Genomic DNA, 23,119 nt, shown 5'->3' with positions numbered 1-23,119 from the left:
GGAACCTACTGTGCTGAATCTTGAGCAATTAACCCCGCGTAAGATCGTAGAGCATTTGGATAAATACATTGTCGGGCAGGCACAAGCCAAGAAAGCTATTGCTGTAGCGCTTCGCAACCGCTATCGTCGAAGTCGTTTGCCAGAGCAAATGATTGAAGAGGTTGTTCCAAAAAACATCTTGATGATCGGGCCTACTGGTGTTGGAAAAACGGAAATTGCACGGCGGATCGCAAAACTGACAGGTGCTCCTTTTATTAAAGTAGAAGCAACAAAGTTTACGGAAGTCGGTTATGTGGGACGAGATGTGGAATCGATGGTACGTGATCTCGTGGAAGCTTCTATCCGTACGGTCAAACAGGAAAAAGTAGAGTCGGTGAAAGAGAAAGCCGAGAAGCTTGCGAATGAAGCGATTGTGAATGTACTCGTTCCATCTCGCAAACAATCGAACTCGTTCAAAAATCCGTTGGAGATGTTCTTCGGTGGACAGCAGCAACAGCAGCAGGATACCTCTGATCAAGAAGAAGTGTCGATTCAGCAGCAACGCAGACAAGTCATGTGGCAATTGACGAATGGCCAGTTAGAAGAGCAAATGATTGAGATTGAAGTCGAAGATCAATCACCTTCGATGTTTGACATGTTCCAGGTTCCGGGTACAGAACAAATGGGGATGCAAATGCAAGATATGCTCGGTAGCCTGATGCCTAAGCGGATGAAGAAACGAAAATTGCGAATAAAAGATGCGCGAAAGGTATTAATTCAGCAGGAAGCGCAAAAACTGGTGGATATGGACGAAGTTACGCAGGAGTCTATTCGTCGAGCTGAACAACACGGGATTATCTTCATTGACGAAATTGATAAGATTGCGGGTAAGGATGGGCGTGGCCCGGATGTATCCCGTGAAGGAGTCCAGCGTGATATTTTACCGATTGTGGAAGGCTCAACTGTCATGACCAAGTATGGTCCTGTCAAAACAGATTATGTTCTGTTTATCGCAGCTGGTGCTTTTCACATGGCAAAACCATCAGATTTAATTCCTGAATTGCAAGGTCGTTTTCCGATTCGGGTAGAGCTGACTAGCTTGCGCGTTGAAGATTTTGTCCGGATTTTAACAGAGCCTAAAAACGCATTGCTTAAGCAGTATGTGGCTCTCTTGGAAACAGAAGGTGTGCGTGTTGAATTTACACCGGAAGCCATACAGGAACTCGCTCGTCTCGCTGCTGAGGTCAATCAGAGCACAGATAACATTGGTGCTAGAAGATTGCACACCATATTGGAGAAGCTACTGGAGGATCTCTCTTTTGAAGCCCCAGAAATCCACCTAGAAGTTGTACAGATTACCCCTGATTATGTTAATCAGAAATTAGGCACAATCGCGGGGAACAAAGACTTGAGTCAATATATTTTATAAACATTGGATAGGCAGCACATATAATTAGGAGGAAATACAGATGGATCTACTGTCAAAAACAAGAAGAATTAACCGCATGTTGCAAAAATCCGCGGGTCATGCCGTGAACTTCAATGAAATGTCCCAAGTATTGAGCGACGTGATTGAAGCAAATACTTATGTTGTAAGCCGTAAAGGAAAACTTCTCGGCTTTGCGATTCATCAAGAGATGGATAACAGCCGTATGCGCAAAATGCTGGAAGAGCGTCGTTTTCCAGAAGAGTACAGCCTGGGGTTACTGAAAGTAGATGAAACATCTGCGAACCTGGATGTAGATAGCCCATACACGATTTTCCCTGTTGAAATGAAAGAAGTATTCCGCACAGGTTGGACGACGCTTGTTCCGATTATGGGTGGAGGAGATCGTCTTGGTACGCTGATTTTGGGTCGTATTAACGATCAATTTGTTGATGACGATCTGATTCTTGCAGAAGTAGGGGCAACGGTAGTGGGCATGGAAATCTTGCGTGAGCGTTCTGAAGCAATCGAAGAGGAAGCACGCAGCAAAGCGGTTGTACAAATGGCAATTGGTTCCCTCTCTTATAGCGAGTTGGAAGCAGTTGAACATATTTTTGAAGAACTCGAAGGCAAAGAAGGCCTGCTCGTAGCCTCCAAAATCGCGGATCGCGTAGGAATTACTCGCTCTGTCATTGTAAACGCACTTCGTAAGCTGGAGAGTGCGGGTGTTATCGAATCCCGTTCTTTGGGAATGAAAGGTACCTTCATTAAAGTACTGAATGAAAAGCTGCTGCCTGAGCTAGAGAAGCTCAAGACCTCGTAATATAATCTTGTCAAAAGTTACAAGAAAGTAAACAAAAAGGTGTAGCAACTCATGTTGCTGCACCTTTTCTCATGGGACTTTAGTCCTAGTTGCAGTAAAAAACGACACATTATTACCATAAATTATATATTGATTTTTTATGCATGCCTCGACATTTGTGATGGTTTGAATATGGATTCCTTGTAAAATGCAGTAAAAAAACAGGAAGGATAAGGGATTTAGTCCCATTGAATCATTTTGAAAAACGTCATGAAAAGGGGCTTTTTTGTCCAAATTGATTTTGCTATGATTGAATCGTATTAGGGTGTCGAAAATACAGGAAATATAGGTGGTTTTAGGGAAAACAATTGACTCATATTGGGGGAGAAGGAAAAATGCTGGATAGTTACCATCTGCAGGTCCTGGAGAGATCACTCGACGCTGCAACATTGCGACATAGAACGATCGCAAACAACCTTGCCAACATAGACACCCCTCAATTCAAAAGTCAACAAGTCATCTTCGAGAGCTTTTTGCAAGATGAGTTGAACGCAAGAGCGGGAAATGGCAAGTTAGAAGCGTATCGTACCAATCAAAGACACCTCCCGTTTGGCAATGCAGGAGTTGCAGTACCACAGGTTGTGTCCAATCCGAATAACTTCATTCAGAACAGTGGCAATGATGTTGACTTGGAAACAGAAACAACAGAATTGGCCAAAAACCAAATTTGGTACAGCGGATTAACGCAATTGACAGCAGGACATTTTCAAAAACTACGCAGTGTAATTGAGGGTGGAGGTAAATAAAGATGAGCTTGTTTCAAGGAATTAACACAAGTGCTTCTGCCTTAACAGCTAACCGCTTGCGATTGGATACGATTGCTTCCAATATTGCGAATGCGGAAACCACTCGAGCAAACTTCGTAGATGGCGCCTGGCAGCCATATCGGAGGAAAATGGTGGAGCTGTCACCTCAAACAAATGGAACATTTGATAACTTCCTGCAAGCAGCCGTGGGGACGGTCTCAGGAAGTCGGGGTGGACAAGGTGTGAAGGTCACAGCGATTCAAGAAGACAATACTCCTTTTAAGCGAGTATATGATCCATCTCATCCAGATGCAGATCAAGACGGATATCTCTTGATGCCGAATGTAGACCCGATGAAAGAGATGGTGGACATGATCTCCGCATCAAGATCATACGAAGCCAACGTGACAGCACTGAACGCTTCCAAATCGATGATGCTAAAGGCACTGGAAATCAAGTAAAGCGGGTGACAGTAAGGAATGGAAATGAGTGCAATCTCCCAACTAACGCCAATTCGTACACCGAGTGTGAACAAGCCAACCCCAGCTGAAGTTTCCCAAGAATTCTCATCGTTTCTATCGGATGCCATGAATAAAGTGAATCAGGCGCAAGTAGAATCGTCGAATCTTGCCGACAAGTTTGCAGCGGGAGAAATTACCGATTTGCACCAATTGACTGTTGCAGGTCAAAAAGCTTCCGTTATGCTACAAATGACTATGCAGGTCAGGAACAAGATGATTGAGTCTTATCAAGAAATCATGCGCATGTCGATTTGATCGTTGTTGGTATCCTTTGAGAGGTGAAACATGAACGAACGTTTAGCAGTATACAAAGACCGGTTTACATCAAAATGGAACCAATTTTCCAAGAAACAAAAATGGATGATTATCGGTATTTCGCTCTTCCTCTTGATTTCTCTGGGTCTATACATATACATCGCTTCTCAGCCGGTGTACAAACCACTTTACAACCAAAGATTGAGTGAACAAGAAATCGGGACGATCAAGCAAGAGTTGGAAGCATCACAAATCCCATATCGTATCACGGGGAATGGTACAAGTATCGAGGTTCCAGAAAAAATGGCACAAGATGTCATTGTTGATTTGGCTGCACAAGGTATTCCGAGTCAAGCAGGAATTAATGCAGAGATTTTCTCCAGTACCCTTGGAGTGACAGATCGCCAATTTGATGTCATGAAGAAAGAAGCTTTGCAACAAGAGCTACGCAAGATGCTGGAACGAGTAAAAGGAGTACGCTCCGCACAAGTGATGATTACGTTGCCGCAGGAAAGCGTTTGGGTGACGGAGACCCCGGATACAGCGACAGCTTCCGTTATCGTCGATGTTGAACCTGGAACAACGCTTGATCAAAAGCAAATTAACTCACTTTATCTGCTTGTTTCCCGAAGCGTTCCAAAATTGCCAATGGACGCGATTGCGATTACAGACCAGTATTCGAACCCGCTAGAACGTTCGGAAGGCAATGAAAACGAAGGCACATTGAGTAGCTTTAAGCAACAGGAAACAATCAAAGCAGATGTTGAAAAGAAAATTCAACAAAACCTGTACAACTTGTTGGGTACAATCATGGGACGCGATAAAGTCATTGTCCATACGTTCATCAAAATGAACTTTGACAAGGAAAATCGCGTAGAAAACATCGTTGAGGCACCTGACAAAGAGAATAACGAAGGACTTATCATTTCTTCTCAAAAATTATCAAAAGCTTTCTCTGGACAAGGTCAACCTCCAGGGGGAATTGCAGGAACCAATAACAATGCAGTTCCGAATTACCCGGGAGCTAATCCACAAGGAAGTAACAGTCAATACGAAGAGTTGAATGACACGATTAACCGTGAAGTAAATCGCATCACACGAAATGTTACATCAAGCCCGTACAAGATCGAAGACATCACAATCAACGTTGGGGTAGAACCGCCAACTGGTGGAACGTTGGATGCTGCTACGCTCGAGAGCATTAAACAAGTGCTGCGCAATGTTGTTCGTGTCACTTTAAGTGATCAGGCTTCTGATTTAGCAGATGCTGAGTTGGACAAGCATATTTCTGTACTTCCTCGTCAGTTCTCAGGAAAAGCTGAGATTGAGGATTCTAGTGTACTAAGTCCTGCTGTTCTTTGGACAGTTGGTGGTATTGCAGTCTTGGCACTTGCTGCTGTTGCCTTCCTTGTTTATCGCAGACGCAGTCAAGCGAAGCAACAACAAGAAGAAGAGGAATTCCCAGACTTGCTGACACCGTTAAACGCGGCCGAAATACCAGACTTGATTTACCAAGAAGATGGAGACCAGGCAGTGGTCAGAAAGCAACTTGAAAAATTGGCGCGAAGCAAACCAGATGAGTTTGTTGTTCTGCTTCGTACATGGTTAGCAGAAGATTAAGGAGTGAATGGTATGGCTCGCGGCGCTAAAGAGTTGTCAGGACGACAAAAAGCAGCTATCCTCCTCATCTCACTCGGGCCAGAAGTTTCTGCCCAAGTGTTCAAACATTTGCGTGAGGATGAGATCGAGCAACTGACATTAGAAATCGCCAATGTGCGAAAAGTGGATACGGATGAAAAAGATAAAATTTTATCTGAATTTCACCAGATAGCGGTTGCCAAAGAGGTAATTGCACAAGGTGGGATTACGTATGCCAAAGAAATCTTGCAAAAAGCTTTGGGTGAAACCAAAGCAATGGATATTATTAATCGCTTGACGGCGAACCTTCAAGTTCGACCATTTGACTTTGCTAGAAAAGCTGACCCAGGTCAAATCCTAAACTTTATCCAAAATGAGCATCCTCAGACGATAGCCTTGGTGCTTTCTTATCTGGAGGCTCAACAAGCAGCCATGATCCTGTCGGCTCTTCCGCAAGAACGTCAAGCAGAGGTTGCGAAACGTATTGCGACGATGGACAGTACTTCCCCAGAAGTAATCGCTCAAGTTGAACAGGTATTGGAGCAAAAGCTTTCCGCCACTGTTACCCAAGATTACACGCAGGCAGGCGGGATCGAAGCGATCGTGGCTGTACTCAACGGTGTCGATCGTGGAACCGAACGCACGATTCTGGATTCCCTCGAAATTCAAGATCCAGAGCTGGCAGAAGAAATCAAGAAGCGTATGTTCGTCTTCGAAGATATTGCTACACTCGACAACCGTTCGATTCAGCGCGTTATCCGCGATGTGGAAAATGCAGATCTGCAACTTTCGCTCAAAGTATCTAGCGAAGAAGTTCGGGAAGTTATTTTCCGAAACATGTCCAAGCGGATGGCGGATACGTTCAAAGAAGAAATGGAGTTTATGGGCCCGGTTCGCCTTCGCGACGTCGAAGAGGCACAATCTCGTATCGTTGCAATTATCCGTCGCTTAGAGGAGGCTGGTGAGATCATCATCGCCCGCGGTGGAGGAGATGATATCATTGTCTAGGATCATCAAAAGCGCCAATTATAGGCCTTCTGAGGAATCTTTTCTCCTCTCGGTAACGCCTGTACCACTTAAGACGGAAGAAGTTGCCGAAAGGTTGCAAGAAAATCAAGAAATTTTTAATCAAGCTGAGATCGAGGCGAAAACGATCATCTCAGATGCAGAAGAAACCGCGCAAAACATCTTGCAGCAAGCTGCGGAGCAAGCAGAGCTAGTAAGACAAGAGACACTTGCTCAGATGGAAGAATGGTGGGAACAAAAACGTCAGGAAGCTGCTCAATTGTTTCAGCAAGTGCAAGAGCAGGCTATGACGGAAGGGCAAGAGGCAGGTTTCGAAGCGGGTAAACGTGAGGCATACGAGGAGCAAACAGCTTCACTCGACCAAGCAAAAACCATTTTGGAACAGGCGTTTGCCGAGAAAAAACAAATTATCGCTGAGGCGGAGCCTTTCCTAGTGGAACTCAGCATAGAAATTGCTAAAAAAATCATTGGACAGGAATTGCAACAGCATCCCGAGCAGGTCCTGGAAATGACCAAAAAAGCACTCCGCCGCTCCCGCGTTCATGGCGAGATTACGGTGTGCGTAAACCATAAGTACTTTGATTATGTGCTCGAGCATCGTGCTGGTTTTCTGGAATTGTTAGATGGACAAGCGGAGCTCTCCATTTACCCTGACTATACAGTACAAGATGGTGGATGCGTCATCCGTACTGCTTTGGGAAGTGTCGATGCCCGCATCGATACACAAATGGAGGAGATTAAGCAGGCACTGCTTACGATTGCCAGAGGAAGTGAGGCTCCATGAGCATCCTAGATCTCTCGAAGTACAAGCACATGTTGCATGGATTAGATCCGATGCGTGTGAATGGCAAAGTGACACAGGTTGTTGGACTCACTATTGAGTCGCAGGGGCCAGAAGTGAGATTAGGCGAGATATGCCACCTATATCCGGCTAACACAAAGGAACCGATCATCGCAGAAGTGGTCGGCTTTCGCGAAAACAAAGTGCTGCTAATGCCATTAGGTGAATTGACCGAAATTGGTCCAGGTTGTGATGTGGTCGCGACAGGACGTTCTTTAGATGTAAAAGTTGGACCTGAAATATTGGGTTCGATCCTCGATGGACTGGGGCGCCCCTATCAAGGGTCACTGCCTTTTGGGCTGACGTCCTATCCTACCAACAATATGCCGCCCAATCCGATCCTTCGACCGCGCATTCAAGAACCGTTGAGTGTAGGTGTGAGAGCGATAGACGGTCTCCTCACCATCGGGAAAGGTCAGCGGGTCGGCATCTTCGCTGGGTCAGGGGTAGGAAAAAGTACATTGATGGGAATGATCGCCCGAAATACTACGGCAGATATCAATGTGATTGGTCTCATTGGAGAACGCGGCCGTGAAGTCATGGAGTTTATCGAGCGCGATCTTGGGGAAGAAGGACTAAAGCGGTCTGTTGTTGTCGTAGCTACTTCCGATCAACCTGCCATGATTCGAATCAAGGGAGCGATGATTGCGACTTCCATAGCGGAATATTTCCGCGATCGTGGAATGAATGTCATGCTCATGATGGATTCGGTCACGCGCTTTGCCATGGCACAACGTGAGGTGGGCTTGGCAATCGGGGAACCTCCGGCTACGCGTGGTTATACGCCATCGGTGTTTGCGATGCTGCCAAAGCTGATGGAGCGTGCAGGAACAGCGGATAAGGGCAGTATTACGGCCTTTTATACCGTGTTGGTTGACTCTGACGACATGAACGATCCGATTGCGGATGCGGCGCGGGGGATATTGGACGGACACATCGTTCTTGACCGGAAAATTGCTCACAAAGGTCACTTTCCCGCTATTGATGTGATGGCGAGTGTAAGTCGTGTCATGAATGAAATCGTCGATAGTAACCATTTGGATGCTGCTCGTCAGCTGAAAAAACATTTGGCTACGTTTCGTGAAGCGGAGGACCTCATCAATATTGGGGCGTACAAGCCGGGAAACAATCGGGAAATCGATGCAGCCATTCGCTATCGAGATATCATTTCTGGTTTTACGGCACAAGGAACGCATGAACCTTCTACTTTGCAGGGCGCTATCCAAGCGTTGACAGCTCATTTCGGAGGAGTGAACTAGCGTGCGTGTGTTTCAGTTTCATCTCCAAAAGGTCCTTGATTTAAAGGAAAAAGAAAAAGAACAAGCAGAGTGGGCTTTCGGAAAGTCGATCCAGCGTAAAAACGAAGAAGAGTGGAAGCTTTCTCAACTTACCGAGCATCATGACAAGATGACGATGAAGCTCCAGGAAGTACAGATGCAGACATGCAGTGCTGCGCAGCTCATTTCCATTACGCAATATCAGCAATCTGTTGCGAGATCCATCCAGAATCAGCAGCGTACCTTGCATGGTTGTGAACAGGATGTGGAACGCTGTCAGTCACGATTGACGGAACGTATGAAAGAGTCCCAGCTCTGGCAACGCCTTCGGGAAAAGTCGCTCCACCAATTTCTGGACGACCAGAAGCAAAGAGAGCAAAAAGAGTTGGATGAGATCGGTACGCAGCTCTATCTTCGCCGAAGCTACTGAGGGAGGTTCCAAATGGAAGAAATCCAAGAAGAACGGGAATACGGCAGGTGGGAATGGTTCTTTTATATGATTGTCATTCCTGCACTGTTTGCTAGCCTCCTTGGCGGTGTGCTCCTGAGCTTGCTCGGAGTAAACGTGTTAGGGACTGTTCTCCACTGGGCTAACTCCGTACCGTACGTGGAAAAATTAGTCCCGGACGAATATGCAGCAACTCCCGGCTCAGAAGAACAACCTGATATGGACAAACAAGTGGCAACCCTACAGCAAGATCAAGCAAAAAACCAGCAGCAGATCACCTCTTTAAAAGAAGAGTCAGCAAAGAAAGATGCCACCATTGCGGCGCTGGAAAAGCAACTCGATGATGTAAACAAGGCAATGGAAGACAAGCGTGCGACTGAAGAAGAGCGTCAGAAGCAGTTTGCAGATTTGGCGAAAGTGTATACAACCATGTCACCAAAAAATGCGGCGGCCATCATTGAAAATCTAAAACTGCAAGAGTCGGTTGCCGTCATGACTAAAATGAAGCCTGCACAACAGGCAGACATTTTGGCCAAGATGGAACCGAAGAAAGCTGCCGATATTTCCATCTTGTTAAAAGATTCAGTAGTGAACAAAGATGATGACATTGCAGCTCTGCAACAACGTGTTGATGTTCTGGCAAAGGCGTTAAGTGAGACGCGTGATGGTTCTGGATCGAACGAGGATATAAAGAACACATTTGTTCAATTGCCGCCAGCGGATGCTGCTGCAATCATTCGTTCACTCATGGATACAAACAAGGGTCAAGCTATTGCCTTAATGAAAGATTTGCCTGTGGATAAACGGGCACAAACTCTCTCTGCGATCGCCAATGACGACAAGAAACAGAAAGAACCAGACAATTTGGCGGCTCGCATCACGACAGAGTTGCTTCGAAAATAGATTGAGCAATCAACTGTTTTCGTTCCTATAAGCAACAAATATCAAAAGGAGGAGGTGAACGAGATGAATGTGGCCAATTTGACTCCTGCCGTAGGATCTGCAGGATCTGTTACAGCTACACCTGTAGCAAATGCGGGAGGAACCGGTTTAGGTCAAATGTTTTCCATGCAATTAATGCAGGTGTTGGATCAGGTGGGGAACGCAGAAGAGACAGCGGTTGCGTCCGAAGGTTTAAGTGAAGAGGATATGCTAGCATTAGCTGATCTCATGGCATTACTTGCCCAACTGCTTGGTTCTGGTCAAGCTACGCAAGACGAATTACCGCCTGACACCCAAGAAAAGTTTGCAACTGCAATTGAACAGATCTTGGGTAAAGCGCAAGGAAATGCTGGTCAAGTGAGTGAGGATTTAAAGCAGATTCTAGCTAACCTGAAAAAAGGGGAAGCAACTCCAAACGAACTGGACAAGCTGGCAGCTCTTCTCGAATCCCTGAAGAATCAAAAAGGAAATGCGGAGGAGTCAAAACGAAGTGGACTGAACTTGCGATCCGATGTGATGGCAAACATGAACACAACCCAACAGGACACGTTTAAAACGATTTCTCCACTGCGCTTGAATCAAGGTCTCTCTGCTTACAAGCAAGAGGCAGGGATTCAGGCTCAAACAGTACAGTCTACCCTTCAAAGCAGCCTTTTGAATCAAGAGGGCAATGCAGAAGAGGGCGTGCTGAATGGAAATGGTCAGACACCGATTATTGCTTCATCTAATACGCAGACACAATCTGTACAGACCTTTCAGCAACAGTCTGTTCCAACACATCATGTGAACGCCAATCAACTGACACAGCAAGTCACACAGCTTTTCGTGTCCAAGATGCAGTTGACGCAACATAATGGCGTACATGAGGCAAGGCTGATTCTGAATCCACAATCTTTGGGCCAAGTAGATGTAACAATTACTTCCCAAAATGGTGTGATTACAGCACAGTTCCATGCTGAAACACAGGCTGGAAAGGATATGCTGGACAATCAGCTTCCACAGCTTCGAGCTGCGTTGACACAACAAGGCTTGCAGGTTGATCGCTTGGAGGTAAACCAGCAGCAGGATACCGCTTTTAACTTCCAACAGCAGCGTGAACAGGCACGACAACAGCAAGAGAATCGACAGCAGCAAGATAAAGACGAGCAAGAATTTGCTCTCGATGCCCTGGTAGACAGCAATGAATCAACAGAAGTGCTATGGAATCGATTGCGGGAGACGGCTCGCGGCATTGACGACATCGTCTAGGATTGGATATAAGGAGGAAGCGCCATGAACCATTTTCGTGTGGGGCAACCCTATTTTCCTCCGAAAACGAATCACGTCGCAAAAGCTACTACCCAAACCGCTCCGGGAAACATATTTCAGCAGTATTTGACGGAATCGATTGGCGCTGCAACTAAGGCGGAGCCACTTAGCTTTAGCCAGCATGCCGTCAATCGCTTGCAGGAGCGGGGCATTACGCTAGAGCGACAACAGATGGAGCGTTTGGAATCCGCTGTGCAAAAAGCAGCCGCCAAAGGCGCCAGAGAGTCTCTCATTATGATGGATAATGTGGCCTACGTCGTGAGCATCGTAAATCGGAAAATTATTACCGCCGTAGACGATGGCAGCATGAAGGACAACGTTTTTACTAACATTGACAGTGCCATTTTCGTGTAGGTGGCTGTTTACTGGGCTGGACCTCCTTTTGAGGAAGCCCATTCGGCTACCGACTGACAGAGGTAGCCATTGTAAATGAGAAAGTGAAGGAGGAAATAAATATGCTTCGATCTATGTATTCAGGTATTTCAGGCTTGCGTGGTTTTCAAACGAAGCTGGACGTGATTGGTAATAATATCGCGAACGTAAACACAGTGGGTTTCAAGAAGGGACGCGTGATGTTCCAAGATATTTTGAGCCAAAACGTTCAAGGGGCAGGGGCTTCAACAGATACAAAGGGTGGTACGAATCCAGTCCAGATTGGTCTTGGATCATCCATTGCTTCCATTGATACCGTGTTCTCTGCAGGAAGTCCAATGACAACAAACTTGCCTACAGATCTTTCGATTGAGGGAGACGCCTTCTTTATGGTGAGGGCAAGTGATGACTCACCTATTTACTACACACGTGCGGGTAATTTTACACGTGACTCTTTGGGGTTCTTGGTTAATCCACAAGGATATAAATTGTTAGATTCAGGTGGACAGCCAATTCAAATTGATCAAGCTGCGGGAATTGTCTCCTACTCCATTGGCAAAGATGGTCTAATTACAACAGTAGATGACGCAGGACAACTTAATTCAGATGTTACTGTTGGGGTCATGACGTTTAATAACCCTGGTGGCTTAAAGAAAGTCGGAAACTCCCTTTATGAAAATACGGTCAATGCTGGTCCAAGAGACAACGCTCCTGATACACCAGTCACACCAGGAGATGCAAGAGTAAGCATCATCGCAGGCCAACTGGAAATGTCCAACGTTGACCTTGCTGAAGAATTTACAGAAATGATCGTGACACAACGCGGTTTCCAAGCAAACTCACGGATCATCACGACATCTGACACAGTATTGGAAGAACTGGTGAACCTGAAACGATAATTTCGTTTAACGGAAATAGCCGGGGAAGTGTTCTAAGCCTTCCCCAGCTTGATCCGGAAAGGAGCAGCCAATGATTAAGTTAACGAGGTTTAACGGCTCTACTTTTTATCTGAACATCACTCACATTGAAACTGTTGAAGGAACTCCGGATAGCGTAATTACGCTGTTCAACGACAGAAAGTACATCGTGAAGGATTCGGTGGAATCCATCGCTGAACGTGTTCAGGCTTTTTATCATAATGTTCCTCCGGCAACATCTGTACCGAAACTGCCGGGTGATTCAAATGAATAGCGGGAGGCATTAGCGATGTTTCAAAATCGATTGTTTAACATGGCTCTAATCATTATCATCGCGATATCGCTACTGGGAGTGATTTCGTTTGTTCTCTGGCAAACATATCTCTCTCCGGCTGCGCAAACAGGCGTAACGGAAGAGCAAGAAGTGAAGCCGCTCACGGCAGAGGAAATGAAAGAGTTCTCCGTTGACACCGGCGAAATTACTACGAACTTGCTAACGAATAATTATATGATTGTACGCTTTAGCATTACGGCTGACAGTTCTGCTGCCAAAACAGAGTTGGAACAGCGTTTGCCGCAAGTCAATCAGGTAATTATTAAAACATTGGCGGGGTTGACACCAGAAGACATAAAAGGAACTGAAGGTGTGAACAAGCTGGAAGCAAAAATCATGAATGAAATCAGCTCCCTGATGCAAGAAGGTAAGATTGTTCAAGTAGTGACAACCAAACGCGTCTTGTCATAGGAAGCGATTATGGTATACATAGCAAGGAGGTGACGACATATGGCCGAGGTTCTCTCACAGAGTGAGATTGATGCGCTGTTGGCCGCCCTATCTTCGGGCGAAATGGATGCCAACGAGCTGAAAAAGGAAGAAACTGAGCGTAAAGTCAAAGTATATGATTTCAAACGCGCCCTGCGATTCTCGAAAGATCAGATCCGTGGTTTAACGCGAATCCATGAAAACTACGCGAGGCTGTTGACTACGTATTTTTCAGCTCAGCTCCGTACCTTCGTGCAAATTACGGTTGCCTCCGTCGATCAATTGCCGTATGACGAATTTATACGTTCTATTCCCAAGATGACCATCTTGAACATCTTTGAAGCGCCTCCGCTGGAAGGACGAATGGTTTTGGAAGTAAATCCAAACATCGCCTATACCATGTTGGATCGACTTCTGGGAGGACAGGGGGCGATTCCGGAAAAGATGGGCGCCCTTACGGAAATTGAAACAACGGTGATGGAACGTGTATTCGGCAAGGCGCTGGATACTTTCCACGAGGCATGGAAGCAAATCATTGAGCTGGATCCGTATCAGGAAGGTTTGGAGATGAATCCACAGTTCATGCAGATCGTCTCGCCTAATGAGATTGTCGTGGTAATCTCCTTTAGTACCAAAATCGGCGATACAACAGGAATGATCAATCTCTGTTTGCCTCACGTGGTACTGGAGCCAATCATGACAAAGCTGTCTGGACAATACTGGTTCTCCAAACAGAAGAAAACGCGGGATGAAGAAGAGCGCCTGCGTGTAGAAGAGCGAGTAAAAGTGGCAAAATTGCCGATTGTTGCTGAGATGGGAACAGCTACGATTACAGTAGGAGATTTCCTGCAGCTACAAAAAGGCGATGTCATTCAATTAGATCAATCGATCGACAACAAGTTGAAGATTAAAGTTGGCGACCACTTAAAGTTCTTGGGTCAGCCAGGAACCCATAAAGGAAGAGTTGCTGTACAGATTGATGAAGTCATAGAGGAGGGGGAGGAACAAAATGAGTAGAGATATGCTTTCTCAAGACGAGATTGACGCGCTGTTACGTGCGAACAACTTGGTTGAGGACGAAGAGGAAGCTGTGTCGGCAGTGACCCAGGATGTTGCCGATTTTCTGTCCCCGTTTGAACAGGATGCACTCGGAGAAATTGGTAATATCTCCTTTGGGAGCGCAGCTACCGCGTTATCTACTTTGTTAAGCCAAAAAGTAGATATTACAACCCCTACTGTTTCCGTAGTCAATGTCGATGAATTGGAAAGCGAATTTCCGATTCCTCACGTGGCTGTCCACGTCGAATATACAGATGGTTTCAAGGGAATTAACCTGCTAGTCATTCGAATGGAAGACGCTGCAGTCATCGCGGATCTGATGATGGGCGGAGACGGTAGGCCAGCGAACACGGAAATGTCTGAGCTTCATATCAGCGCGGTTCAAGAAGCAATGAATCAGATGATGGGTTCCGCTGCTACGTCCATGTCGACCATTTTCAACCAGTTCATTAACATTACCCCACCAGGGATTGACGTAATGGATCTGGCGCAAGGAAAGGGTGGAGATAGCTTCTCAGATGATGACAGTCCTCTGGTGAAAGTATCTTTCCGCTTAAAGGTAGGAGAGCAAGGCGAACTTATCGATTCAAATATTATGCAGCTTCTCCCGCTTTCCTTTGCGAAAAAAATGATTGATAGACTGGTTGGAGGTGCAGGCGATGAAGCAGCAGCAGCGGCCCTCATAGATGAGATAGAGATGCCTTCTCTGCCTGCTATGAGTCTCTCGGCTCCTTCTGCCCAACCAAGCGTACAAGAGCAACCACAGAGCCATGTACCGCCTGTAGCGCAGCCGCCACAGCCACAGCAGCAGCCGATGTATCAGCAACCGCCGGGTTATGCACAGCCAATGGGCTACCCAGGACAGCAGCCGATGTATCCTGACGCGTATGGACAACCAATGATGCCACCTGGCTACGCTCCGTACCCAGGTATGTATCAGCAACCTCCAATGGTTCCGCCAACACCACAGCATTTCGGAGGTCCTGCCGCTAATCAGGCGAATGTAGTACCAGCACAATTTGCTCCGCTTGGAGGTGCTCCTATGTATACAGGAGACATACAAAATTTGAACTTGCTTCACGATATTCCATTACAAGTAACAGTTGAGTTAGGACGTACGAAAAAGCTTATTAGAGAAATCCTTGACTTGTCCGCTGGATCGATTATACAGTTGGACAAGCTGGCAGGTGAGCATGTAGACATTTTGGTGAACAACAAACTAATAGCCAAGGGCGAGGTTGTCGTCATTGATGAGAACTTTGGGGTTCGTGTTACAGACATCATCAGTCAGATAGATCGTGTTCAAAAATTACAATAAACCAATCAAGTGGGAAGTTTAGGGAGGAGCTATTCATGTCTAACAAAGTTTTAATCGTCGACGATGCAGCATTCATGCGTATGATGATCAAGGAAATTCTTTCGAAAAACGGGTACAGCGTCGTAGGGGAAGCAAGTGACGGTGCACAAGCAGTTGAAAAGTACAAAGAATTGGGACCTGATTTGGTAACCATGGATATTACCATGCCAGAGATGGATGGAATTTCTGCATTGAAAGAAATTAAAAAGTTGGATCCTAACGCACGCGTGATCATGTGCTCTGCGATGGGACAACAAGCGATGGTAATCGATGCGATCCAGGCGGGCGCAAAAGACTTCATCGTAAAACCATTCCAGGCAGATCGTGTTCTAGAAGCGATCAAAAAGACAATGAGCTAATGATGATGATCCGGAATGCAGGGGCAAGACTCATTTTAGCCTTCAGTCTGATCCTGTTGCTTTTCGTCTCCTCCCTGCCGAGTACCGTTTTTGCGGAAGGTTCAGTAGCGGATGCGTACAACCAGGGAAAAGTGCCAATTAGCAATGCGCCCGCCGGCAGTGAACAGCCGGCGGCCATTCCGGGCAGCGGAACAGGAAGTATGATCGGGTATCTGGTTCAAGTCATCTTTTCGCTAGGCTTTATTGCAGTATTGATCTTTTTATTGCTCCGTTTTCTTGGTCGACGTCAAGGGGCCGGGAGTCATGGACCGATTAAAGTGATTAGTGCTACTGCGCTTGGCAATGGCAAAACACTACAGGTTGTGATGATCGGTGAGTCGTTGTACATCGTGGGAGTTGGAGAAAACGTTCAATTGCTTCGTAGGATCGAACCGGGTGAAGAGGTAGATTTGATCTTGGCTGACGCAGAGATCAAACCGATGAAAAGCCCATTCTCTCTCGAATGGCTCCCGTTCGGTAAGAAAAAGCAGGCTGAAGAAGAAATCTTGTTTTCTTCTGATATGGACGGCAAAAGCTTTCAAGATCTGTTGCAGGGTCAATGGAACGACTTGAAAAATCGTCCACACCAAACAGAACATTGGAAGACAGAGCAAGCTCAGGACAGAGGGGACCAAAAATGAAATATTTTTTGCAGGTGCTGATGCTTGTCGCAGTGTTGCTATCCGTACCTGATATGGTCATGGCGGCGCCAGCGGGGACACCGCTTGTTCCGAGCATTGATTTGAAGATAGGCGGCGGAACAGGAACACCGCAGGAGACATCGACGGCCATTCAGCTGTTACTGATTTTGACAGTATTATCTGTAGCTCCAGCGATTTTACTTTTAATGACCAGTTTTGCGCGAATTGTCATTGTCTTGTCTTTTGTACGAAATGCGTTGGCAACTCAGCAAATGCCACCGAACCAGGTATTGATTGCCCTTGCGCTATTTATGACATTTTTCATAATGGCTCCGACACTCGGACAAGTAAACGAAACAGCCGTGCAGCCATTTATGCAAGGAAAGCTGACGCAACAGCAGGCATTAGACGCGGCAGTCATACCCTTTAAGGAATTTATGGCAAAGCAGACGCGTGAAAAGGATTTAGCACTTTTTCTGGAATACACAAAAGCCGAACGACCAAAATCGATCCAAGATATTCCGTTGAATGCGCTGGTACCTGCTTTTGCCATTAGTGAATTGAAGACGGCTTTTCAGATCGGCTTTATGATATTCATTCCATTTCTCGTAATTGATATGATCGTCTCCAGTATTTTGATGGGGATGGGGATGATGATGTTACCGCCGGTTATGATTTCATTGCCGTTTAAGATTTTATTGTTCATCATGGTGGACGGCTGGTATCTCATTGTGAAATCACTTTTGACCAGTTTTTAGCGACATTCCGAATGCCTCAGGAGGTAGAGCATGACACAAGAATTACTGATGCAGATTGCCCAAAGCTCTGTCTATACCATCCTGCTGATTTCGGCACCCGCACTTGGGGTCGCCTTGCTGGTCGGTTTGATGGTCAGTGTCTTTCAGGCAACGACACAAATTCAGGAGCAGACACTCGCATTCATTCCAAAGATCGTGGCCGTATTTGTCGTGATCTTGGCTGCTGGTCCATGGATGCTTCGGGTACTGCTTGATTTTACGATGGGGATCTTCGGTAACCTTCATCGTTTTGTTGGGTAGCATATGAATCTTTTTCTGATGTATCTGCCCGTATTCTTGCTTGTTTTTGTCCGAATGAGTGCCTTTTTTGTAACGGCTCCGTTCTTTTCCATTCGTGGGGTACCCAATCAGTTTAAAATCGGTCTCGCGTTTATCATTGCCGTCATCAGCTTCCAATCCTTACCGGTACAAGGCGAGATTCCGATGGATCTGACATTTATTCTGTATGTCATGAAAGAAGCGCTTGTTGGTGTCATTCTTGGTTACATATGTGAAATGATGTTTATCGCCATTCAGGTTGCTGGCGGACTGATGGATATGCAGATGGGTCTTGCAATGGCAAACGTGATTGATCCTAAAACGGGTGCATATATCCCGGTGACAGGTAACTTCAAAAACATTCTCGCCGTCCTGTACTTTTTCAGTATTGACGGGCATCACATGCTGATACGAGGTGTGATAAGCAGTTACCAGGTTATACCGGTGGACATCATGTGGGCGGCTTTCGGAAGCGAAAACGTCATGATGACAGCGGTAAAAACATTTCAAACGATGTTTACGAGTGCGTTTATGATTGCGGCACCGATTGTCGTTGCATTGTTTCTGGTTGATCTCTCTCTTGGTATTATCGCCAAATCTGTCCCGCAGTTTAATATCTTTGTAGTGGGTTTGCCCATTAAACTGCTTGCCGGGTTTTTACTGCTTATCGTGGTAATGCCTGCGTTCTTGCTGACCCTGAACGGATTGTTTGGGAACATGTTCCGGGCACTTGCAGAAATGATGAAATCGCTCGGAGGATCACCATGAATCAATTGAGGCTTTCTTATCAAGTAGATCTTCAATTTTTTAATGGGGAAAAGACAGAAAAAGCTACGCCCAAGAAAAAGCAAGACGCACGAAAAAAAGGGCAAGTCGCGAAAAGTCAGGATCTTTCCCCAGCCCTATCTTTGACCGCATTTTTCTTTCTGTTAATGATGCTTGGATCTACCATGCTAGGCACCTTTCAAGATTTGATGCGGGAGTCATTGATTACATACACCACGTGGCAATTAAATGAAGAAAATTTAAAAGTCATTGTGATGCAACTCGTATTTGAAGCGATAAAAATTGTAGGACCTATCCTAGGCTTAAGTTTTCTTGTCGCATTTGCGGTGAACTACATGCAGGTAGGCTGGTTAATTAGTACAGAGCCCCTCCAAATGAAGTTGGAAAAGATCGATCCGATTAAAGGGGCAAAAAGAATTTTTTCCTTACGCTCGCTCGTAGAGCTGCTGAAGTCTTTATTAAAAATAAGCGCAGGCATATACGTCGCGTACGTCATTTTGTGGAATGCAAAGGAACAAGTTGTACAGCTTTCCTTATTGTCTATCGGAGCAGTCTTATCGTTTACTGCCGAAGAGGTGACAAAGCTGGGAATCTATCTCGGGTTATTGCTTTTCATTCTCGCGATTCTGGACTACGCCTATCAGCGTTATGAGCATGAAAAGAATCTGCGGATGTCCAAACAGGATCTAAAGGACGAGCATAAACAAGCGGAAGGTGATCCGCTCATCAAAGGGAAGATTCGTGAACGGCAAAGAAGCATGGCCATTCGCCGTATGATGCAGGAGCTTCCCAAAGCGGATGTCATTATTACGAACCCGACTCACTTTGCCGTTGCCGTTCGCTATGACGCAAGTGCGATGAGTGCACCGACGGTAATCGCCAAAGGGCAAGACTATCTAGCATTAAAAATAAGGGAAGTAGCAAAAAAGCATCGTATCGTTACCATGGAAAACAAGCCCTTGGCCCGGGCTCTCTATAGTCAAGTTGAAGTTGGGCAACAAATTCCCGAAGAGATGTTTAAAGCGGTCGCGGAAGTTCTCGCGTACGTCTACAAGCTGCAAGGGAAAGTGAAATAAATGGAAGGAGGATAACCAGTGGGATTCAAATTTAAAGAAGTTGGTACGATCCTTTTTGTCATAAGCATTGTTGTCATGATGGTAATCCCACTTCCTTCAGCGCTTCTTGATTTGCTGTTGATTTTGAATATCTCCCTTGCATTGACCATCTTGCTTGTGTCGATGTATACAAAAGAAACTTTGGAATTCTCGATCTTTCCGACGGTTTTGCTTATTACAACACTTTTTCGACTAGCCTTGAACGTGTCGACGACGAGAAATATTCTTTCGCACGGTGAAGGCGGTAAAGTTATTGAGACGTTTGGTAGCTTTGTAGTCGGTGGAAATCAAGTCGTCGGTTTCGTTGTGTTTCTGATCTTGATCGTTATTCAGTTTATCGTAATTACCAAAGGTTCTGAGCGTGTCGCTGAGGTAGCAGCACGCTTTACGCTCGATGCGATGCCTGGTAAACAGATGAGTATCGATGCGGATCTGAATGCAGGAATGATCACAGAAGCAGAAGCGCGTGTCCGAAGAAAAAAGATTGAGAACGAAGCTGACTTTTATGGAGCAATGGATGGTGCCAGCAAATTCGTAAAAGGGGACGCCATCGCGGGTATTATCATTTTTATCGTAAATATTATCGGTGGTTTTATCATCGGGATGCTCATTCACGATATGAGCTTTGCAGAGTCTGCCTCTCGTTTCACTACCATGTCCGTCGGTGACGCACTGGTGAGCCAGATTCCAGCGCTCTTAATCTCGACTGCAGCAGGTATTATTGTAACGCGTTCTACTTCTGGCGAAGGTCTGGGAGAAGACATCGTCAAGCAAATGTTCAGCTTTCCGCGCCTTCTCTATATCGTAGCCGGATGTATGTTATTACTGGGGCTCTTTACACCGATTGGAATTTTGCCTGTACTTCCGGTAAGCGGGATTATGGCATTTGCTGCCTGGAAAATGGAAAAGAACCAAAAGATGCAAATACAAGAATCCGCCGACAAGGTGGAAGAGCAGCAAATGGAAGAAGTACGCAGTCCAGAAAGCGTCGTGAACCTGTTACAGGTCGATCCGATCGAATTCGAGTTCGGTTATGGATTAATCCCGCTTGCTGATGTGAAGCAGGGAGGAGATCTGCTAGATCGGGTCATTATGATTCGAAGACAAATCGCACTCGAAATGGGGATTGTTGTACCGGTCATTCGTATACGTGACAACATCCAGCTTCGACCGAATGAATACATGATCAAAATAAAAGGCAACCAGGTCGCAAAAGGGGAAATTATGCTGGATCACTATCTGGCGATGAGCCCGGGGATTGAAGATGATTCTATTGTTGGTATAGAAACCGTAGAACCTGCGTTTGGATTGCCTGCATTATGGGTAACAGAAGAGAATAAGGAGATTGCTGAGCTGTCTGGCTATACAGTTGTCGATCCGCCATCTGTTGTGGCTACACATCTGACAGAGGTCATCAAGCGACATGCCCACGAATTGTTAGGTCGTCAGGAAACAAGGGCCTTGATCGACAATGTACGGGAGACAGCACCAGTTCTCGTAGACGAGCTGATTCCAAGTTTGCTCGCCATTGGGGACGTCCAAAAAGTATTGCAAAAGCTGTTGCGTGAAAAAGTATCTGTTCGTAATCTCCATGTCATTCTCGAAGCACTTGCGGATCATGCCTTGTTTACAAAAGATCCAGATGTACTGACAGAATATGTGAGACAGGCGATGGCGAGACAGATCACACTCCAATTTACGGAGCCTGGACAACCGCTTCGCGTGCTTACAGCTGGAGCAGGATTGGAAAAAGCAATCTCTGAACGTGTGGAACAATCTGAGCAAGGAAGCTATCTGGCGATGGATCCGGAAACGTCTCAACGTATTTTCCAAAACATGTCGACTGAAGTGAGCAAGATGATCAACTCGGGTCAACAGCCGATCATTCTTTCATCACCAGCGGTCCGAATGTACTTGCGTCAATTAGTAGATCGTATGATGCCAGACGTTCCCGTTTTGTCGTACAGCGAGCTCGAACCACATGTTGAAGTGCAAAGCGTAGGGATGGTGAACATTTCGTGAGGGTAAAACGTTACATTGTCGATTCGATGCCAGAAGCAATGGAAAAAATCAGGACGGACTTAGGAATGGATGCAGTGATTCTTAATTCCAAGCCGATCAAAACAGGTGGATTGTTCGGGATGTTTGGCAAACAACGAATCGAAGTGATCGCTGCTGTCGATGAAAAGGCACCCGAGCGTGAAAATCCTACAGTAGCAGCTGAACATCGAACCAACAACGTTTTGCCCAAATTGCAGACGGGTACGTACACGGCTGCTCAAGCGTATCGAAGACCGACTGTGACAAAAACAGCTGAGACACAACAAGCTGAATCAACAGGTAGGGAGCAGAGTGTAGCCACGATGACACAAACCGCGGTTCCGACTCCTCCAAAAGAAGCGATCTCAGATACGAGAGTTGTGCCAAAGCAAGGAGAGCCAGCTGAGCAGCATGCTCCTGTCACGACATCCCAAGAAAGAGCTTTACACGAAAGCAATCATGACGCGATTGCTACCGAAATGCGAGATATGCGTCAAATGTTTCAAAAGCTGCTGGTGCATGACTTAAGTGAACAACTTCCTCCCGCGATACAGTCTATTCGTTCACAGTTATTGAAGCAAGAAGTGACTGAAGAGCTGACAGCGGAAATCATTCGAAAAATGATGGAAATGTCGAAGCCGGGTGAAAAGTGGACGGAGGAAGAAGCGTTTACGGTATGTCGAACGATTATCACTTCCATGATCGAGCCATATACAGCATCTTCGCCAAAGCTGGGTAAGAATGTACGGTATGCTTTCTTTTTCGGTCCGACAGGGGTTGGAAAAACGACGACCATTGCGAAGCTTGCGGCAAACAGCATGTTGAAGGAAAAGCGAAAAATTGGCTTTATCACCGCTGATACGTATCGAATGGCGGCTGTAGAACAATTGAAGACGTACGCAAACATCTTGAATGTCCCGCTGGAGGTTGTCTTTTCTCCGAAAGAAATGGCGGCAGCGATGGAGCGCTTAAGTGATTGTGACCTCATTTTTGTCGATACGGCTGGACGAAATTTTCGCAACGATGAGTACGTCGAAGGCATTCGTGAATTGTTGGAGCATGGAAAAGACAGCGTGAACTACCTAGTACTTAGCTTGAGCTCCAAATTCAATGATATGAAAGCAATCGTCCAAAATTTTGCGGAAGTTCAAGTGAAGCAAGTCATTTTTACAAAAGCGGATGAAACAAACAGCTTTGGCACGATGTTGAACGTTTGTCAGGAGATGAATCTAAAGCTCTCCTATGTAACGACAGGTCAAAATGTACCAGATGATATCGTTGTTGCTACACCCGAGCTGGTTTCAACGATGATTATGGGAGAGTAAG

At 45.9% G+C, this 23,119-nt stretch carries 26 protein-coding genes; all 26 read left to right on the top strand.

Going from position 1 to position 23,119, the window contains the following annotated elements; translation table 11 throughout:
• Positions 1-10: 10 nt before the first annotated feature.
• The 26 genes from hslU to flhF all read left to right on the top strand — a co-directional run bounded on the left by hslU (position 11) and on the right by flhF (position 23,118).
• On the top strand, positions 11-1,408 hold the full coding sequence (gene hslU, locus C7R94_RS11490) for an ATP-dependent protease ATPase subunit HslU (protein WP_304363575.1): 1,398 nt from the start codon (positions 11-13) through the stop codon (positions 1,406-1,408).
• Positions 1,409-1,448: 40 nt separating this feature from the next.
• Positions 1,449-2,228, top strand: coding sequence for a GTP-sensing pleiotropic transcriptional regulator CodY (gene codY, locus C7R94_RS11485; RefSeq protein WP_106781060.1), 780 nt, complete (start codon positions 1,449-1,451; stop codon positions 2,226-2,228).
• Positions 2,229-2,602: 374 nt separating this feature from the next.
• Positions 2,603-3,013, top strand: coding sequence for a flagellar basal body rod protein FlgB (gene flgB / locus C7R94_RS11480; RefSeq protein WP_106781058.1), 411 nt, complete (start codon positions 2,603-2,605; stop codon positions 3,011-3,013).
• Positions 3,014-3,015: 2 nt separating this feature from the next.
• The gene (flgC, locus tag C7R94_RS11475) at positions 3,016-3,474 is read left to right on the top strand and encodes a flagellar basal body rod protein FlgC (RefSeq protein WP_047067924.1); all 459 of its coding nucleotides are present in this window, start codon (positions 3,016-3,018) and stop codon (positions 3,472-3,474) included.
• A gap of 18 nt (positions 3,475-3,492) precedes the next feature.
• Positions 3,493-3,789, top strand: coding sequence for a flagellar hook-basal body complex protein FliE (gene fliE, locus C7R94_RS11470; protein WP_017249332.1), 297 nt, complete (start codon positions 3,493-3,495; stop codon positions 3,787-3,789).
• Between the two features lie 30 nt (positions 3,790-3,819).
• Positions 3,820-5,409: a flagellar basal-body MS-ring/collar protein FliF gene (fliF, locus tag C7R94_RS11465; RefSeq protein ID WP_106781056.1), complete on the top strand. Its 1,590-nt coding sequence runs from the start codon at positions 3,820-3,822 to the stop codon at positions 5,407-5,409.
• A 12-nt stretch (positions 5,410-5,421) separates the two neighbouring features.
• A complete protein-coding gene (fliG, locus tag C7R94_RS11460; protein ID WP_007719331.1) occupies positions 5,422-6,435 on the top strand; it encodes a flagellar motor switch protein FliG in 1,014 nt (337 codons plus the stop codon).
• On the top strand, positions 6,419-7,237 hold the full coding sequence (fliH, locus tag C7R94_RS11455) for a flagellar assembly protein FliH (RefSeq protein ID WP_106781054.1): 819 nt from the start codon (positions 6,419-6,421) through the stop codon (positions 7,235-7,237). Before fliG ends, fliH begins: the two co-directional genes overlap by 17 nt.
• Positions 7,234-8,553, top strand: a complete 1,320-nt coding sequence (fliI, locus tag C7R94_RS11450; RefSeq protein ID WP_106781052.1) for a flagellar protein export ATPase FliI — start codon at positions 7,234-7,236, stop codon at positions 8,551-8,553. Before fliH ends, fliI begins: the two co-directional genes overlap by 4 nt.
• Before the next feature lies 1 nt (position 8,554).
• Entirely contained in the window at positions 8,555-9,001 is a 447-nt protein-coding gene (gene fliJ / locus C7R94_RS11445; protein WP_106781050.1) for a flagellar export protein FliJ, read from the top strand.
• A gap of 12 nt (positions 9,002-9,013) precedes the next feature.
• Positions 9,014-9,922: a MotE family protein gene (locus tag C7R94_RS11440; protein ID WP_106781047.1), complete on the top strand. Its 909-nt coding sequence runs from the start codon at positions 9,014-9,016 to the stop codon at positions 9,920-9,922.
• A gap of 63 nt (positions 9,923-9,985) precedes the next feature.
• Entirely contained in the window at positions 9,986-11,209 is a 1,224-nt protein-coding gene (locus tag C7R94_RS11435; RefSeq protein ID WP_106781045.1) for a flagellar hook-length control protein FliK, read from the top strand.
• 24 nt (positions 11,210-11,233) lie between these two features.
• Positions 11,234-11,623 carry a TIGR02530 family flagellar biosynthesis protein gene (locus C7R94_RS11430; protein WP_106781043.1) on the top strand — a complete coding sequence of 130 codons (390 nt, stop codon included), beginning with the start codon at positions 11,234-11,236 and terminating at the stop codon, positions 11,621-11,623.
• Positions 11,624-11,724: 101 nt separating this feature from the next.
• Entirely contained in the window at positions 11,725-12,540 is an 816-nt protein-coding gene (gene flgG, locus C7R94_RS11425; RefSeq protein WP_106781042.1) for a flagellar basal body rod protein FlgG, read from the top strand.
• Between the two features lie 70 nt (positions 12,541-12,610).
• Positions 12,611-12,832: a flagellar FlbD family protein gene (locus C7R94_RS11420; protein ID WP_106781039.1), complete on the top strand. Its 222-nt coding sequence runs from the start codon at positions 12,611-12,613 to the stop codon at positions 12,830-12,832.
• Between the two features lie 15 nt (positions 12,833-12,847).
• Complete coding sequence (locus C7R94_RS11415; RefSeq protein WP_106781037.1) at positions 12,848-13,303, top strand: flagellar basal body-associated FliL family protein; 456 nt, start codon at positions 12,848-12,850, stop codon at positions 13,301-13,303.
• A 39-nt stretch (positions 13,304-13,342) separates the two neighbouring features.
• Positions 13,343-14,338 carry a flagellar motor switch protein FliM gene (fliM, locus tag C7R94_RS11410; protein ID WP_016743325.1) on the top strand — a complete coding sequence of 332 codons (996 nt, stop codon included), beginning with the start codon at positions 13,343-13,345 and terminating at the stop codon, positions 14,336-14,338.
• Positions 14,331-15,698 carry a flagellar motor switch phosphatase FliY gene (gene fliY / locus C7R94_RS11405; protein ID WP_106781035.1) on the top strand — a complete coding sequence of 456 codons (1,368 nt, stop codon included), beginning with the start codon at positions 14,331-14,333 and terminating at the stop codon, positions 15,696-15,698. Before fliM ends, fliY begins: the two co-directional genes overlap by 8 nt.
• Positions 15,699-15,733: 35 nt before the next feature.
• Positions 15,734-16,096 carry a response regulator gene (locus C7R94_RS11400; protein ID WP_007719294.1) on the top strand — a complete coding sequence of 121 codons (363 nt, stop codon included), beginning with the start codon at positions 15,734-15,736 and terminating at the stop codon, positions 16,094-16,096.
• Complete coding sequence (locus tag C7R94_RS11395) at positions 16,096-16,776, top strand: flagellar biosynthetic protein FliO (RefSeq protein ID WP_106781033.1); 681 nt, start codon at positions 16,096-16,098, stop codon at positions 16,774-16,776. Before C7R94_RS11400 ends, C7R94_RS11395 begins: the two co-directional genes overlap by 1 nt.
• The gene (gene fliP / locus C7R94_RS11390) at positions 16,773-17,534 is read left to right on the top strand and encodes a flagellar type III secretion system pore protein FliP (protein WP_047067899.1); all 762 of its coding nucleotides are present in this window, start codon (positions 16,773-16,775) and stop codon (positions 17,532-17,534) included. Before C7R94_RS11395 ends, fliP begins: the two co-directional genes overlap by 4 nt.
• 30 nt (positions 17,535-17,564) lie before the next feature.
• Positions 17,565-17,834: a flagellar biosynthesis protein FliQ gene (fliQ, locus tag C7R94_RS11385; protein ID WP_007719290.1), complete on the top strand. Its 270-nt coding sequence runs from the start codon at positions 17,565-17,567 to the stop codon at positions 17,832-17,834.
• Positions 17,835-17,837: 3 nt separating this feature from the next.
• On the top strand, positions 17,838-18,620 hold the full coding sequence (gene fliR, locus C7R94_RS11380) for a flagellar biosynthetic protein FliR (RefSeq protein ID WP_106781030.1): 783 nt from the start codon (positions 17,838-17,840) through the stop codon (positions 18,618-18,620).
• Entirely contained in the window at positions 18,617-19,714 is a 1,098-nt protein-coding gene (gene flhB, locus C7R94_RS11375; protein ID WP_047067895.1) for a flagellar biosynthesis protein FlhB, read from the top strand. The genes fliR and flhB overlap by 4 nt, the downstream gene beginning before the upstream one ends.
• An 18-nt stretch (positions 19,715-19,732) precedes the next feature.
• On the top strand, positions 19,733-21,775 hold the full coding sequence (gene flhA / locus C7R94_RS11370; protein ID WP_106781027.1) for a flagellar biosynthesis protein FlhA: 2,043 nt from the start codon (positions 19,733-19,735) through the stop codon (positions 21,773-21,775).
• On the top strand, positions 21,772-23,118 hold the full coding sequence (gene flhF / locus C7R94_RS11365) for a flagellar biosynthesis GTPase FlhF (protein WP_106781025.1): 1,347 nt from the start codon (positions 21,772-21,774) through the stop codon (positions 23,116-23,118). The genes flhA and flhF overlap by 4 nt, the downstream gene beginning before the upstream one ends.
• Position 23,119 lies beyond the last annotated feature (1 nt).

Origin of the sequence: Brevibacillus sp. NRRL NRS-603 (genome assembly GCF_003013445.1) — a bacterium.
Taxonomy (GTDB): domain Bacteria; phylum Bacillota; class Bacilli; order Brevibacillales; family Brevibacillaceae; genus Brevibacillus; species Brevibacillus formosus.
Note: the sequence above shows the minus strand (reverse complement) of the source record. Positions and strands in the feature narration are given on the sequence as shown.